The organism is Polaribacter marinus (genome assembly GCF_022662535.1).
Taxonomy (GTDB): domain Bacteria; phylum Bacteroidota; class Bacteroidia; order Flavobacteriales; family Flavobacteriaceae; genus Polaribacter; species Polaribacter marinus.
This window is the reverse complement of record NZ_JAKQYM010000004.1, coordinates 147,076-160,180: the sequence shown is the minus strand read 5'-3', so window position 1 is coordinate 160,180 and position 13,105 is coordinate 147,076. Positions and strand designations below refer to the sequence as shown.

At 28.9% G+C, this 13,105-nt stretch carries 14 protein-coding genes; 9 read left to right on the top strand and 5 right to left on the bottom strand.

Going from position 1 to position 13,105, the window contains the following annotated elements; genetic code table 11:
- Positions 1–27: 27 nt before the first annotated feature.
- From MC378_RS07415 to surE, 4 genes are read right to left on the bottom strand one after another with little or no spacing between them, the layout of a single operon-like run.
- On the bottom strand, positions 28–465 hold the full coding sequence (locus tag MC378_RS07415) for a C40 family peptidase (RefSeq protein ID WP_242178120.1): 438 nt from the start codon (positions 463–465) through the stop codon (positions 28–30).
- 45 nt (positions 466–510) lie between these two features.
- On the bottom strand, positions 511–1,626 hold the full coding sequence (gene lpxB / locus MC378_RS07410; protein ID WP_242178119.1) for a lipid-A-disaccharide synthase: 1,116 nt from the start codon (positions 1,624–1,626) through the stop codon (positions 511–513).
- Position 1,627: 1 nt separating this feature from the next.
- On the bottom strand, positions 1,628–1,915 hold the full coding sequence (locus MC378_RS07405; RefSeq protein WP_242178118.1) for a hypothetical protein: 288 nt from the start codon (positions 1,913–1,915) through the stop codon (positions 1,628–1,630).
- Positions 1,903–2,673, bottom strand: a complete 771-nt coding sequence (surE, locus tag MC378_RS07400) for a 5'/3'-nucleotidase SurE (protein WP_242178117.1) — start codon at positions 2,671–2,673, stop codon at positions 1,903–1,905. The genes MC378_RS07405 and surE overlap by 13 nt, the downstream gene beginning before the upstream one ends.
- A gap of 200 nt (positions 2,674–2,873) precedes the next feature.
- Between surE and MC378_RS07395 the strand changes: the two genes are divergently transcribed.
- From MC378_RS07395 to MC378_RS07385, 3 genes are all read left to right on the top strand, one after another.
- Entirely contained in the window at positions 2,874–5,006 is a 2,133-nt protein-coding gene (locus MC378_RS07395) for a carboxy terminal-processing peptidase (protein ID WP_242178116.1), read from the top strand.
- A 70-nt stretch (positions 5,007–5,076) separates the two neighbouring features.
- Positions 5,077–5,523, top strand: a complete 447-nt coding sequence (locus MC378_RS07390) for an acyl-CoA thioesterase (protein WP_242178115.1) — start codon at positions 5,077–5,079, stop codon at positions 5,521–5,523.
- Entirely contained in the window at positions 5,523–6,326 is an 804-nt protein-coding gene (locus MC378_RS07385; RefSeq protein WP_242178114.1) for a DNA/RNA non-specific endonuclease, read from the top strand. The genes MC378_RS07390 and MC378_RS07385 overlap by 1 nt, the downstream gene beginning before the upstream one ends.
- Positions 6,327–6,382: 56 nt before the next feature.
- Here the strand turns inward: MC378_RS07385 and MC378_RS07380 are convergent, their stop codons facing one another.
- Positions 6,383–7,024, bottom strand: a complete 642-nt coding sequence (locus MC378_RS07380; RefSeq protein WP_242178113.1) for a hypothetical protein — start codon at positions 7,022–7,024, stop codon at positions 6,383–6,385.
- Between the two features lie 295 nt (positions 7,025–7,319).
- Between MC378_RS07380 and MC378_RS07375 the strand changes: the two genes are divergently transcribed.
- From MC378_RS07375 to MC378_RS07350, 6 genes are all read left to right on the top strand, one after another.
- Positions 7,320–8,570, top strand: coding sequence for a tyrosine-type recombinase/integrase (locus tag MC378_RS07375; protein ID WP_242178112.1), 1,251 nt, complete (start codon positions 7,320–7,322; stop codon positions 8,568–8,570).
- Between the two features lie 63 nt (positions 8,571–8,633).
- Positions 8,634–9,761: a hypothetical protein gene (locus MC378_RS07370; RefSeq protein ID WP_242178111.1), complete on the top strand. Its 1,128-nt coding sequence runs from the start codon at positions 8,634–8,636 to the stop codon at positions 9,759–9,761.
- Positions 9,762–9,867: 106 nt separating this feature from the next.
- Positions 9,868–10,152 carry a helix-turn-helix domain-containing protein gene (locus tag MC378_RS07365; protein WP_242178110.1) on the top strand — a complete coding sequence of 95 codons (285 nt, stop codon included), beginning with the start codon at positions 9,868–9,870 and terminating at the stop codon, positions 10,150–10,152.
- Between the two features lie 7 nt (positions 10,153–10,159).
- Positions 10,160–10,432, top strand: a complete 273-nt coding sequence (locus tag MC378_RS07360) for a hypothetical protein (protein WP_242178109.1) — start codon at positions 10,160–10,162, stop codon at positions 10,430–10,432.
- Positions 10,422–11,993, top strand: a complete 1,572-nt coding sequence (locus MC378_RS07355; protein WP_242178108.1) for a DNA primase family protein — start codon at positions 10,422–10,424, stop codon at positions 11,991–11,993. Before MC378_RS07360 ends, MC378_RS07355 begins: the two co-directional genes overlap by 11 nt.
- Positions 11,993–13,084: a DUF6371 domain-containing protein gene (locus MC378_RS07350; protein WP_242178107.1), complete on the top strand. Its 1,092-nt coding sequence runs from the start codon at positions 11,993–11,995 to the stop codon at positions 13,082–13,084. Before MC378_RS07355 ends, MC378_RS07350 begins: the two co-directional genes overlap by 1 nt.
- Positions 13,085–13,105: the final 21 nt, after the last annotated feature.

Here is a 13,105-nt window from a genome sequence, read left to right as displayed (position 1 = left end):
GCTACAAAAAAAAATTAAAAAAAAGAATTACAGAACCTTAGTAGCTTTAATAAAAGCTTTTTTCCAATAGTTTTCTGATAAAGAAGAAACAATGACTCCTCTAGAGGTTGTAGAGTGAATAAAGTGGATTTCTCCGTTTTTAACGGATACAATTAAACCAACATGATTTATTCTATTGCTATTTTTATTGGTTTTAAAAAACAACAAATTTCCTTTTTTGGCTTTAGACAATGAAATTTTACTGCCTTTTTTTGCCATCTCTTTAGATACCCTTGGTAATTGCACGTTCTCTTTTCCAAACGCAACATAAAGCACACCAGAACAATCCATTCCTTTTGTTGTGGTTCCTCCATATTTATACCTTACTCCTTTGTACTTAATTGCGTTTGCTACAATTTTATCTACTTTAGAGCTCTGCCTTTCATCATTTTTAACTAGCTTTTTTGATGACGAGCAAGAACTCATCAAAATTGAAAAAAAAAACAATAAAAAAAGTACTTTTCTCACCTCTTAAGTTGCTTTCAAATTAGACACTATTTGTTTTGCAACTTTTGCAGATGCTCCTTTTCCTCCTAGTTTCTTTTCTAATTCAAAATAGCTTAAAAACATTTTTTCTCTTGAAGCTTCATCGAGAATCTTAATAAACTCTTGCTTTAAGTTTCTTTTAGTAAAATCGTTCTGAATTAACTCTTTTACCACTTCTTTATCCATAATTAAATTTACTAATGAAATGAATTTTAAAGTGATTATTCGCTTTGCTATTTGATACGAAATTGCACTTCCTTTATAGCATACAACTTGGGGCACTTTAAATAATGCTGTTTCTAAAGTTGCAGTTCCAGAGGCAACTAAAGCTGCATAAGAAATACTTAATAAATCGTAAGTTTTATTGTTGATAAAGTGTACTTTTCTATTGCCAATTATTTGTTGATAAAAACTGTAATCTTGACTTGGAGCTCCTGCAATTACAAATTGATAATCCGAAAAATCATCAACCAAAGACAACATAACAGATAACATTTTTGTTATTTCTTGTTTTCTACTTCCTGGTAATAATGCTATTATAGGTTTATTATTTAGTTTATTTTCTTTTCTAAAAACCTGTTCATCAACTTGTTTTCTTCCCGCAATGCCATCAATTAAAGGATGACCAACAAATGAAACTTCGTAATTGTATTTTTTGTAAAACTCTTTTTCAAAAGGAAGAATTACAAACATTTTATCGATATCTCTTTTAATATCTTTTACCCTAGCAGATCTACTTGCCCATACTTGAGGAGAAATATAATAATTTGTTCTAAAACCCTTTTCTTTTGCCCACTTTGCAATACGTAAATTAAAACCAGAATTGTCTATAAAAATAATGACATCCGGATTGAATTCTGAGATATCTTTTTTACAAAATTTTATAAATCCTAAAACTTTAGAAAGATTTAATAACACTTCTATAAACCCCATAAAGGCTCTTTCTTTATAGTGTTTAACTAAAGTGCCGCCTACTTCCTGCATTAAATCACCTCCCCAAAAACGTATCTCTGCATTGGCATCTTCTTTATACAAAGCTTTCATTAAATTAGAACCGTGTAAATCTCCTGATGCTTCACCAACAATAATATAATATTTCATGTTAGAAAAACTTTAAAATTAATGTAATTAAAGCAATTAAAATAGTAGCCATTAACACTCCCTTGGCTCTATTGTCTTGTTTTTTTTTGATAAAAATAAAGAATACAAACAAATTTGGAATTGCCGCTAAAGACAGTACTTTTCCATATAATTTACCTTCAACAATCATATCTATCGTTTCATAAAAGCCAAAACGCGAAAAGTATTCTAAATACAAGAAAATTCCACCAAATGTTGCAAAAAGTGAAACGAGCACACCAATAAGTATATTTTTTTTTACAGTTCCCAAGAATTTAGTTTTTGAATCATATGATGTGCAGTCATATCAAATTGAACAGGAACAACAGAAACATAACCATTTTCTAAGGCATAAATGTCTGTATCTTGTCCTTTATCTTTATTTACAAATTCGCCAGAAAGCCAATAATATTCTTTTCCAAAAGGACTTTTACGTTTGTCGAAATTTTCTTTCCAAAAACCATTTGCCTGTCTACAAACTTTTACTCCTTTTATTTCTTCTTGCTTTAAATTAGGGATATTTACGTTTAAAACAATCCCTTCTGGCATCCCATTTAAAAGTGCATTTAACGTAATGTTTTTTACATATTCTTCTGCAGGCACAAAATCTGCATGCCATTTAAAGTCTAATAAAGAAAACCCAATTGCAGGAATACCTTCTATACCAGCTTCAACAGCTGCACTCATGGTTCCAGAATAAATAACATTTATAGAAGAGTTTGAACCGTGGTTTATCCCAGAAACACATAAATCTGGTTTTTTATTTAGAATTTCACTCACAGCCATTTTAACACAATCTGCAGGTGTACCAGAACAGGTATATTCTAACTGAGGCCCATCGTCTATTGTTATCGGATTACAGTGCAATACATTATCTACAGTAATTGCATGTCCCATTCCACTTTGTGGACTATCGGGTGCAACCACCACAACTTCACCAATTTTGTTCATTATTTTTATAAGCGCTCTAATTCCTGGAGCGGTAATGCCATCATCATTAGTCACTAAAATTAATGGTTTTTCTTGCATATTTCTGTGTTTTAAATACAAATGTAATTGATTTTATACGATTTTCTTTTTAACATTTTGTAAAGAATATCACTTTGTAAATTTATGTAACATTGTATAGCTTTTAAAGAAAAGTAGTATTCAAAAAAAAATTGGCAATAATTTAGTAATTTAGCTGACCCTTTTCAGTAATTATAAAATAAAAATACGACAGAAGATATATGAAGACGAAATTTAAGTTTACCTCTATTTTTGTGGCAATATTTTTGCTAGTAGCAAATTTTACCACACAAGCATCAAGTGCAAAAAAAAGCTCTGATCCTGAAAAGGATAAGGTTTTAATTTATGTTTTAAAAAACATTTTAACACGAGGACATTTTGTTATTAAAGAAATGAATGATGATTTTTCTGAACAAGTTTATAAAGATTTTATTGATGGCCTAGATCCTAGTAAACGTTATTTTACTCAAAAAGACTTGAAAGAGTTTTCTATGTACAAATATGAAATTGACAATCAATTGTTAAATGATGACGTCTCATTTTACAATTTAGTTTACGGTAGATTTCTTGAAAAAATTAAAGATGCAAAATCTTATTATACACATATATTAGCACAACCTTTTAATTTTAAGAAAAATGAAAATATCGATGTAGATTACGATAAAATTTCTTTTGCAAAAAATGAAAACGAGCTAATTGATTACTGGCGTAAACAACTAAAATTAAACACATTAAGCAGGATTCAAGAAAAAATTGAACTCCAAGAAAAAAAAACAAAAAAAGATAAAGACTTCAAGAAAAAATCATTTTATGATTTTGAAAAAGAAGCAAGAGCAGAAGTGCTTAAAAGCATGGAAGAACTTTATATTAGAATTGAAGAACTAGAAAATGACGATTGGTTTTCAACTTTTTTAAATAGTGTGGTTGGTGCTTTTGACCCTCATACTACCTATATGGCTCCTAGAATAAAAGAACGTTTTGATCAAGACATGTCTGGTAAGCTAGAAGGAATTGGTGCTAGACTTCAAAAAAAAGGAATATACACCCATGTTTCTGAATTGGTTTCTGGAGGTCCCGCTTGGAAGCAAGGAGATTTAGAAGCCGGAGATATTATTTTGCAAGTTGCCCAAGGAGATAAAGAACCTTTAGATATTGTAGGTATGCGCTTAGATGATGCCATTAAATTTATTAAAGGAAAAAAAGGAACAGAAGTAAAACTTACCGTTAAGAAAAAAGTAGATGGTTCTACACAAATAATTTCTATTATTAGAGATGTTGTAGAATTAGAAGAAACTTTTGTAAAATCTAGCATCGTTGAAAAAAACGGTAAGAAATTCGGAATTATAGATTTGCCAAAATTCTACATAGATTTTGATGAAAAAAATTATAGAGATTCTGCAAAGGATATGGAGAAAGAAATAGAGCGTTTAAAACAAGAAGGTGTTGCTGGTTTAATAGTAGACTTAAGAAATAATGGTGGTGGCTCTTTAAAAACTGCCATAGAAATATCTGGTTTATTTATTGATAAAGGTCCAATTGTACAAGTAAAATACAGAGGAGAAGACCCAATAATAAAAAAAGATATCGACCCTAAAATGCAATGGGACGGAGCTTTGGTGGTTTTAGTTAATGAATTTTCTGCTTCTGCCTCAGAAATTTTTGCGGCTGCTATGCAAGATTACAAAAGAGCTATAATTATTGGAGGAAATCAAACTTATGGTAAAGGAACTGTGCAAAATATTTTACCTATCAATCAATTTTATCCAAAATACCAAGAAGACTTAGGTTATTTAAAAATGACTATTCAAAAATTCTACAGAGTCAATGGAGGTTCTACACAAAGAGAAGGTGTTTATTCAGACATTGCACTTCCAAGTAGATATAGTTACATGGAATTGGGAGAAAGAGATTTAAAAGGAGCCTTAAAATGGGATAAAGTTCCTCAAGCAAATTATACACAAACAAATTCTTATTCTAATTTTGCTGATGTGGTTTACCGCAGTAAAGAAAGAGTGGCTGCAGATACTAAATTTAAATTAGTAAATGATTATGCGAAATGGTTAAAAGAAAATCAAGAAGACACTTCTTACTCTCTTAATTATAAAAAGTTTTTAAAAGAAAACAAAGAAAAAGAAAAAGAAATAGAAAAGTTTAAATCTGTTTTCGACTATAAATCGAATCTTACATTTATGTCTCCTTTATATGAATTACCTCTTTTAAAAGAAAATAAAGATTTAGCCGACAAAAGATTGGCATGGCATAAAAATCTATCTAAAGATATGTACATTTCTGAAGCCTTAAATGTTTTAAGCGAATTAAAACTACAAACCTCTTCAGAAATTGTAAAACATTAAAAATCTATATTTATTAAATAATAAAACCTGATATGTTTCGTAGACTATCAGGTTTTATTAATTTTACCAAATGAATTTTCAAGTTACATTTCCTACCAAATGGTCAGATTTTGACCCAAACAGACACATGCGTCATACAGCATATAATGAGTATGCTGCAGAGGTAAGAGTTCGTTATTTTAAAGAACAAAACTTTTCTATTGAAGAGTTTACAAAACACAATATTGGACCTATTTTATTTACTGAAGAAACTTCTTTTAGAAAAGAAATTCATTTGGGTGAAAACATTTCTGTAAACATCAAATTGTCGGGGCTATCAGAAAACAACGAACGCTGGAAAATTACACATGAAGTTTTTAATGAAGCTGGTAAATTAGCTGCCGTTATTAAAGTTTATGGTGCTTGGATAGACTTAACAAAAAGAAAGTTAACTGTACCGCCAAAAGAAGCCAAAGACTTATTTTTAAAAGCAGAAAGAACAGATGATTTTGAAATTATTCAACTTAAAAAAAAATAATGAATAAAAGAAGAATCACCTCTTTAATTGCTTTAGCTGTTTTATTCTTTATTTATTATTTTCAACAAAAAAACAAGAATGCTTCTACTATAATTTCTAACGATATAGAAATTACAACTGATGGATTTAATTATTTACCAACATCTACAACAGGACAAATTGTAAAACACAATGGATATACCTTATCGTATTCAGAAAAACACGAACAAGCAGAATGGGTTGCCTATTCATTAAATGTAAAAGATATTGTTTACACCAATCGTAAACGTCCGTTTTTTAATGAAGACCCTCAAGTAAAAACAAAATCCGCACATTGGAAAAGTTACAAAAATTCTGGTTATGATCGTGGACATCTATGTCCTGCAGGAGATAGGCGATCAACAAAAGAACGTTTTAATGAAACTTTTTTAACTTCTAACATTTCTCCTCAAAAACACGATTTTAATGCGGGTATTTGGAATCGACTTGAGCAAAAAACACGTTACTGGGCAAAAAAATACAATCACCTTTATGTTATAACAGGTGGTGTTTTAGAACATAATTTGCAAACAATTGGAAAAGACAAAGTTTCTGTACCCAAACAGTTTTATAAAATTATGTTAGACTATACACAGCCAGAAATTAAAGCAATTGCCTTTTTATTGCCACATCAAGAAAGCAACAAACCTTTATCTCATTTTGTCGTTTCTATTGATGAGGTAGAAAGTAAAACAGGTATCGATTTTTTTCCAAACTTACCAGACAAGTTAGAGCAACAGTTAGAAGCTAGAAGGAACTATAAAAGTTGGGGTTTTAAGGAATAAAAAAGAAATCACGTTACAATAAGCTTACCAAAAAAAATAAAAAGAAGTAGCAATTATTAACTTCTTGTTCCAACCCACACGGTACCTCTATTTGTATAATAAGTTGTTCTATCAAATTTATCGGTAAAACTTCTTGGGTTTTCTTTTAATTTTCTCTTATACCATTTTTTACTAGCCTTATAATCTTCTTGACTCATAAAATCATCTTCTGTCAGTTCAAGATCTTCATTTGTAAAATGGTTTTCATCTAAAGCATAAATCCAGTTAAAAGTATCTAACTCATTTTTAAGTCTTCCATAATTTTGAGTAGGCATTTTTCTTTGTTCTTCAGGTCGATAAAAAGTAATATCATAAAAATTTAAAAACCCATCTATTGCACAAACTACTTGTGAGTTTTCTATATAAGGCTCATAAATCCAAATAGCTAAATAATAAGGTTTTCCTAACGTTTTTAATTGAGTTTCCCAACTATTAAAAATCTCTATTAAACCTTCTAAAATTAATTTACGCCCTTTTCTTTTGGGTTGCGGAATCTTTGATCCTGAAAAAGAAATATCACTAAAAGGACGCACCCAAACTTTTTCATAGTTCCTCTGATAATGTAATAAGTTTTCTAAATCTAAATGAAGACTGTCTTTTTTCCAATCTTCTATATTTTTAAAAATACGTTTGTAGCCTCTTATTTTCTTTATTTTCACGCCTTTATTGATTTACAAACTCATTTTCTTGTAATTGATAACGAATGTAAAAATAAAAAAACCTTTAGAATAAAGATTCTAAAGGTTTTGTACAGGCGGAGAGAGTACAAAATTCATAAAAAACTACTTTATGAAAAAAACCAACCAACAACGAAATTACAAATAAAAACCAATATCTACAAGTGATTACAGCATATTTAAATATCATTTTGTTTTTTCTAATTTCACTTAGTTTTATTTTTATCGTACAATTATCGTACAAAAGATTATATTTGTATTATCAAAATGTAATACAATGGCTTCAATCAACTTTTTATACCGCTCAACTAAAGAGAAATCAAACTTAAATTTAAGACTATTATACAGGCATAATACTAAAGACTATGTTTTCGGAGCAAAAACAAAAATTGAGGTTTCAAAAAACTACTGGAGCAAACAACATAAAAAGAAATCTAAAGATATTGAGATTACAAACCTACAAACTGAAATAAATAACGAACTCAATAAAATAGAAAACCACGTTTTTAAGGCTTTTAATTCTGTAAACCCTGAAAGCATAAACAAAGAATGGTTAACCTCTCAAATAGATTATTATTACAACCCACCAACCGAAAAAAAAGAAATACCAAAAGACTTAATTAATTATATTGACTTTTATATTGATTATCGTAAAAATGAAACTACAAAAAGCACCTTAAAAAAAATCAAGGTAGTAAAACAATTATTAATACGTTTTGAAGCTTACAGAAAATCAACCATATTAATAAAAGACATCAACGATAATTTTAAGAATGAGTTTGTCAATTATTGCAAATCTGAATTATACGCACAAAACACAATCCAAAGAGCGTTTGTATTTATTAAAACATTTTGTAAACACGCAAAGTTTTCAGGAATTGAAACACACCACCAGTTAGACGGTTTAAAAGTTGAAAGGCAAAAAGTAGATAAAATATACTTAACCTTTGAAGACTTAACCAAAATAGAAAACATCAATAAAGACAAATTAACTGATAGTTTAGAAAATGCAAAAGACTGGTTAATTATCAGTTGTTATACAGGACAAAGAATTTCAGATTTTATGAGGTTTACTAAAGACCTAATAAGAATTGAAAACGGCAAACACTTAATTGAGTTTACTCAACAAAAAACTGGCAAAAATATGACAGTACCTCTACACTCAAAGGTTTTAGAAATACTCAATAAAAGAAACGGAAACTTTCCTTATAAAATATCAGACCAAAAGTATAATGACTTTATAAAAGATGTTTGCAAATTGGCAGAAATCAACGAACCTACAAAAGGTAGTAAAATGATTGAAACCGAAAAAGGTAGTAAGGTATTCAGGAAACAATCAGGAACTTATAAAAAATGGGAACTTGTTACCTCTCATATTGGTAGACGTAGCTTTGCTACTAACTTTTATTCAACAATACCAACCTCTCTATTAATAAATATTACAGGACATAGCACCGAAGCAATGTTTTTAAATTACATAGGTAAAAGCAATAAAGATTTGGCACTTGAAATAACTAAATATTTTTAGTAAAAAAATAAAGTTGTTTTTAAACCTACATTTTCTACATTTCGTACATAAAAAAATATCTAAATGACAGCAAACGAAGACCATTATCTTTTGCATTGGCAATTCTTTAAAGAAAACAACCCTAAATCTGATGAATTATTTTTTATAAAACATCAATTAAAAAAAGAAAAAAAATGTTTGAAAAAACTTTATAAGGAAGTAGATTTTTCTGATGACAGGAATGAAACAATTGAAGATTTTAAAAATAAGCAAAATAGAATAGACTATTTTTTTCATAGAGATTATAAAAAACTCTTAGAGAATAAATTAAAAGAAAAAAAGAGCTTCGAAAATAATATTTTACCAAAAATAGAAAACTGCATTATTATTCATTACGGTTGCTCAAATTTTGAAGATTTAAAAAATCAAATATTTTGGATTGGTGCAATACATTACAACCCAACTAAAAGTTATTTTTTTGTAAATGACAACGAAGTTAAAATGATTGAAAAACTAAGAGATTTTATCGATACACATCAAAACAAAACTTTTATACATTGGTCAATGAATAGTCCTAAATTCGGTTTCACCTCTTTGCAAAACAGATATTTAGAATTAACTAAAAATGAAATTAAATTAAAGCCTTTAAAAGAAATTGATTTATCAGAGTTTCTAAAAAGCAAATACGGAATAAACTATATTGAAAGGAAAAACGGACGTCTAAATAATCTAGCAAAATTAAATGATTTTTCAGGCGCTCAAAGTGATATTGAAGTTATTAATATTAACGATGCAACAAATAGATTAGAATTAATATTTTCAATTGTACAGGCAGAAGTACAAAATGAACTAAAAACATTAAAACCTAAACAAATAGAAATTAAAAAATCTGATGAGGTTAAAGACAAACACCCAAAGCACGAACCTAATTTATGGAGCTTAGACTGTTTTAAACTTTTCAAATATCTTTTTGACAATTATTATCAAGATAGCCAAAAACCTACTAAAAGACAATTAACTAATATTTGGTTTTATTTAAATGAATACGATAAGATAAAATATAACTTAAAAGCAACTAAAGACAGTTACAAAGATTTTATTAAAAGAAACTATAAAATTGAACTTAAAAATTTTGATAAAGCACCCCATAAATATCAGTCAGAATATGGCACTATGAACGACCATAGAATAAATTACGAAGACAATATTTAATTAGATTGGAAAACACGTAAAAAACACGTAAAAAACACCCTCCACACCTCTTTTTTAAACATACAATCAAAATCAATATTGCAACTTAATTTTAAACATTTTAAGAATGCAGAATTCGATTTTACTACAAAATGTAAGTCCTGAAAGGTTAACGGAGTTAATCAAAGACGGCGTTAAAAGTCAATTAGAAGACTTTAAAAAAGAGTTTCACAATTTAAACTCAAAAGAAGACTTGTTAAACAGGCAACAAGTTTTAGAACTACTCAACATTAATGCAACTACTTTATGGCATTATCAAAACAAAGGTAAAATACCGTTTTACAAGTTAGCTAATAAATGCTACTATAAAAGAAGTGAGATAATGAACAGTTTAATTCCTGTAAAAAAATAAAAAGGCTATGAGCATTAAAAATACACAAAGCCTTAAATTTAATAGTTTTAAGCAAGGTAAAGATACTAAATTAAAAACAAATTTTGACTTTTACGAAACTACTGTAAAAAGAGATAATTCAGAAGTTGAAAGAGTTATTTTAATTTGCCACAAAGTTTGGATAAAAGACAAAAACGGAGTTATTAGACAAACACCTCAAGGCGATTATTATAAAGCAAATATTATAGACGGCGTTTTAAGTTTTGATAAACCTTTAAAGTTTGAAAACAATGAAAGGTAAAGAAAACTTAAATAAGCTTATTAAAAACGATGTTTTAAGGCTTACAGGCGACTTATTGCCAGTTGAGAAAACAACAGAAGACATTTTGCAAGAACTATCTAAAAGTATTGATAAAATAGACTTTCAACTTTTAGCGTTTCCTGATATTGATGAGGTTAAAAAGCAGATTGAAAACTTACAGCCTTTTATTTATAATGAAGACGGAACTTTCAACAAGGACAATAAAAAAGAGTTTAAACAATACAATAAACTTGTTAAAAAATTAGAGAGTTACAAACTCAATAAAAACCATTATTTAATCTTATGTATTGAACAATTACTTAAAATTGCCAAAGCAAACAACTGGGGATTGTGCAAAAAAAATGGTTTTATTTATTTGTATAATGGTAGTTACTGGAGCGAGATAAACAAAGAGAGTTTTCAATCCTTTTTAGGAAACATAGCTTTAAAAATGGGCGTTGATAAATTCAAAGGTAAAATTCACACCTTTAAAGATGAGTTATTTAAACAGTTTATGGCAGATGCTTATTTACCAACTCCAAAAGCAAACAAAAGAAATGTTTTAATTAATCTACAAAACGGAACGTATCAAATAACACCAACAAAAAGAGAGTTGAGAGCGTTTGACAAAAAAGATTTTTTAACGCATCAACTACCTTTTGAGTTTGAACCTGATGCAACAGCACCACTATTTAAAAAGTATTTAGATGAGGTTTTGCCTGATGTAGATAAACAAAAAGTGTTTGCAGAATTTTGCGGATATATCTTTATAAAACCAAGCGTTTTAAAGCTTGAAAAAATGCTTATTCTTTATGGTACCGGCCAAAATGGCAAAAGTGTGTGGTTTGATATACTCAATGCACTTTTAGGAACTGAAAATTTTAGTAGTTATTCTTTACAGGACTTAACAAATGAAAATGGTTATTACAGGGCAAAAATAGGCAATAAGTTAGTCAATTACGCATCAGAAATAAACGGCAAATTGGAAACTGATATTTTTAAACAAATGGCATCAGGAGAGCCGTTAAGCGTTCGTTTACCTTATGGAGAACCTTTTATTTTAAATGAGTACGCAAAGTCAATATTCAACTGTAATGAATTGCCAAAAGATGTAGAACATACCAACGCATTTTTTAGACGTTTTCTAATCATTGGTTTTGATGTTACTATTCCTGATAGTAAAAAAGATACTCAACTCGCAAACAAGATAATTAACAATGAATTATCAGGCGTTTTTAACTGGATATTGCAAGGACTTGACAGAGTTTTAAAACAAAAGAAATTCAGTAAATGTAAAGCCGTTGAAATGGCACGTACCAATTACGAGAAACAAAGCGACAGCGTTAAAATGTTTATTGAAGACTATGAGTATAAAACCTCAACAAATTACACTACAATAAGCGAGTTGTACCAAAAATATAAAACTTATTGTATTGAAGACGGTTTTAGACCAGTAAACAAATCTAATTTTATGAAACGTTTACGACATTTTAAAATTGTTGTAGAGCGTAAAAGTATTGGAAACGTAGCTTTTATAACATCAAATAAACATCAATTTTAATGAATTCTTATAGGTATTCATTAGATAAAAGTAGTACTAAATTTATTTGTCCTAACTGTAACAAAAAGACGTTTGTTTATTACGTTGATACAGTTAAGGGCAAATATTTATCTACTGATTTTGGCAGATGCGACAGGGAGCAAAACTGTAATTATCATAAAGCACCACCAACAGGAAAAAGAGCGTATTTAATAGCGTTTTTATCATTAAAGAGCATAACGGATAAAGCTTATAAATTAGTTGATGTAAACGGCGTTATTTCAATAGTACCAAAATCGCAGATATTAGAGCAAAACGCAAACAGTTGTTATATTTCTGAATGGTATTTAAAAACCTCTACTATCAACTACTTATCAAATGAAAGTAAGTATTTCAATACTGATAATGTAAGTTTTATAAATGAAGTAAAAACAATAAAGCCACACGATCCGATTAAACCAAGTTTTCACAGTTTACAGCTTCAGGACAAAATAATAAAGGAATATGACAGTCAAGAATATGATGACAATTTAACTACTTTTTTATTGAGTAAATTTACATTTGATGAGGTACAAAAAGCAACTCAAAACTATTATTTAACTGGTGCAAATTACTTTTGGAATAATGCAACCTTATTTTGGCAGATAAACCACAAAGAGCAAATTCAGGCTTGTAAAATAATGCTTTATAATAAGCTTACAGGCAAAAGAATAAAAGAACCTTACAATCATATCAACTGGTTACATAACGCAATAAAAGAGCCTGATTTTAACCTTAATCAATGTTTGTTTGGTTTGCACCTGATTAATGAAGACTATCAAAAAGAAATTGCAATCGTAGAGAGTGAAAAAACCGCTATAATAATGAGTATTTTTTTACCTGATTTTATTTGGTTAGCCACAGGGAGCAAATCAGGGTTTAAAATTGAGTTATTACAGCCACTTAAAAAAAGAAATTGTATTGCGTTTCCTGATAAAGGAGAGTTTAACAACTGGAACACTAAAGCCACCGAATTAAACAAACAGGGTTTTAAAATTGCCGTTAGTGATTTGTTAGAAAAAACAAATTTTAATAATGGTTTTGATTTAGCAGATTACTATTTAATTGATTAATCAATATTTTTTCAAAAGTTC

What these genes read in the sequence shown, in the direction of transcription:
- MC378_RS07415 (WP_242178120.1), bottom strand. Translation starts at nt 465, where the DNA reads ATGAGTTCTTGCTCGTCATCAAAAAAGCTAGTTAAAAATGATGAAAGG.
- lpxB (WP_242178119.1), bottom strand. Translation starts at nt 1,626, where the DNA reads ATGAAATATTATATTATTGTTGGTGAAGCATCAGGAGATTTACACGGT.
- surE (WP_242178117.1), bottom strand. Translation starts at nt 2,673, where the DNA reads ATGCAAGAAAAACCATTAATTTTAGTGACTAATGATGATGGCATTACC.
- MC378_RS07395 (WP_242178116.1), top strand. Translation starts at nt 2,874, where the DNA reads ATGAAGACGAAATTTAAGTTTACCTCTATTTTTGTGGCAATATTTTTG.
- MC378_RS07390 (WP_242178115.1), top strand. Translation starts at nt 5,077, where the DNA reads ATGAATTTTCAAGTTACATTTCCTACCAAATGGTCAGATTTTGACCCA.
- MC378_RS07385 (WP_242178114.1), top strand. Translation starts at nt 5,523, where the DNA reads ATGAATAAAAGAAGAATCACCTCTTTAATTGCTTTAGCTGTTTTATTC.
- MC378_RS07375 (WP_242178112.1), top strand. Translation starts at nt 7,320, where the DNA reads ATGGCTTCAATCAACTTTTTATACCGCTCAACTAAAGAGAAATCAAAC.
- MC378_RS07370 (WP_242178111.1), top strand. Translation starts at nt 8,634, where the DNA reads ATGACAGCAAACGAAGACCATTATCTTTTGCATTGGCAATTCTTTAAA.
- MC378_RS07365 (WP_242178110.1), top strand. Translation starts at nt 9,868, where the DNA reads ATGCAGAATTCGATTTTACTACAAAATGTAAGTCCTGAAAGGTTAACG.
- MC378_RS07360 (WP_242178109.1), top strand. Translation starts at nt 10,160, where the DNA reads ATGAGCATTAAAAATACACAAAGCCTTAAATTTAATAGTTTTAAGCAA.
- MC378_RS07355 (WP_242178108.1), top strand. Translation starts at nt 10,422, where the DNA reads ATGAAAGGTAAAGAAAACTTAAATAAGCTTATTAAAAACGATGTTTTA.
- MC378_RS07350 (WP_242178107.1), top strand. Translation starts at nt 11,993, where the DNA reads ATGAATTCTTATAGGTATTCATTAGATAAAAGTAGTACTAAATTTATT.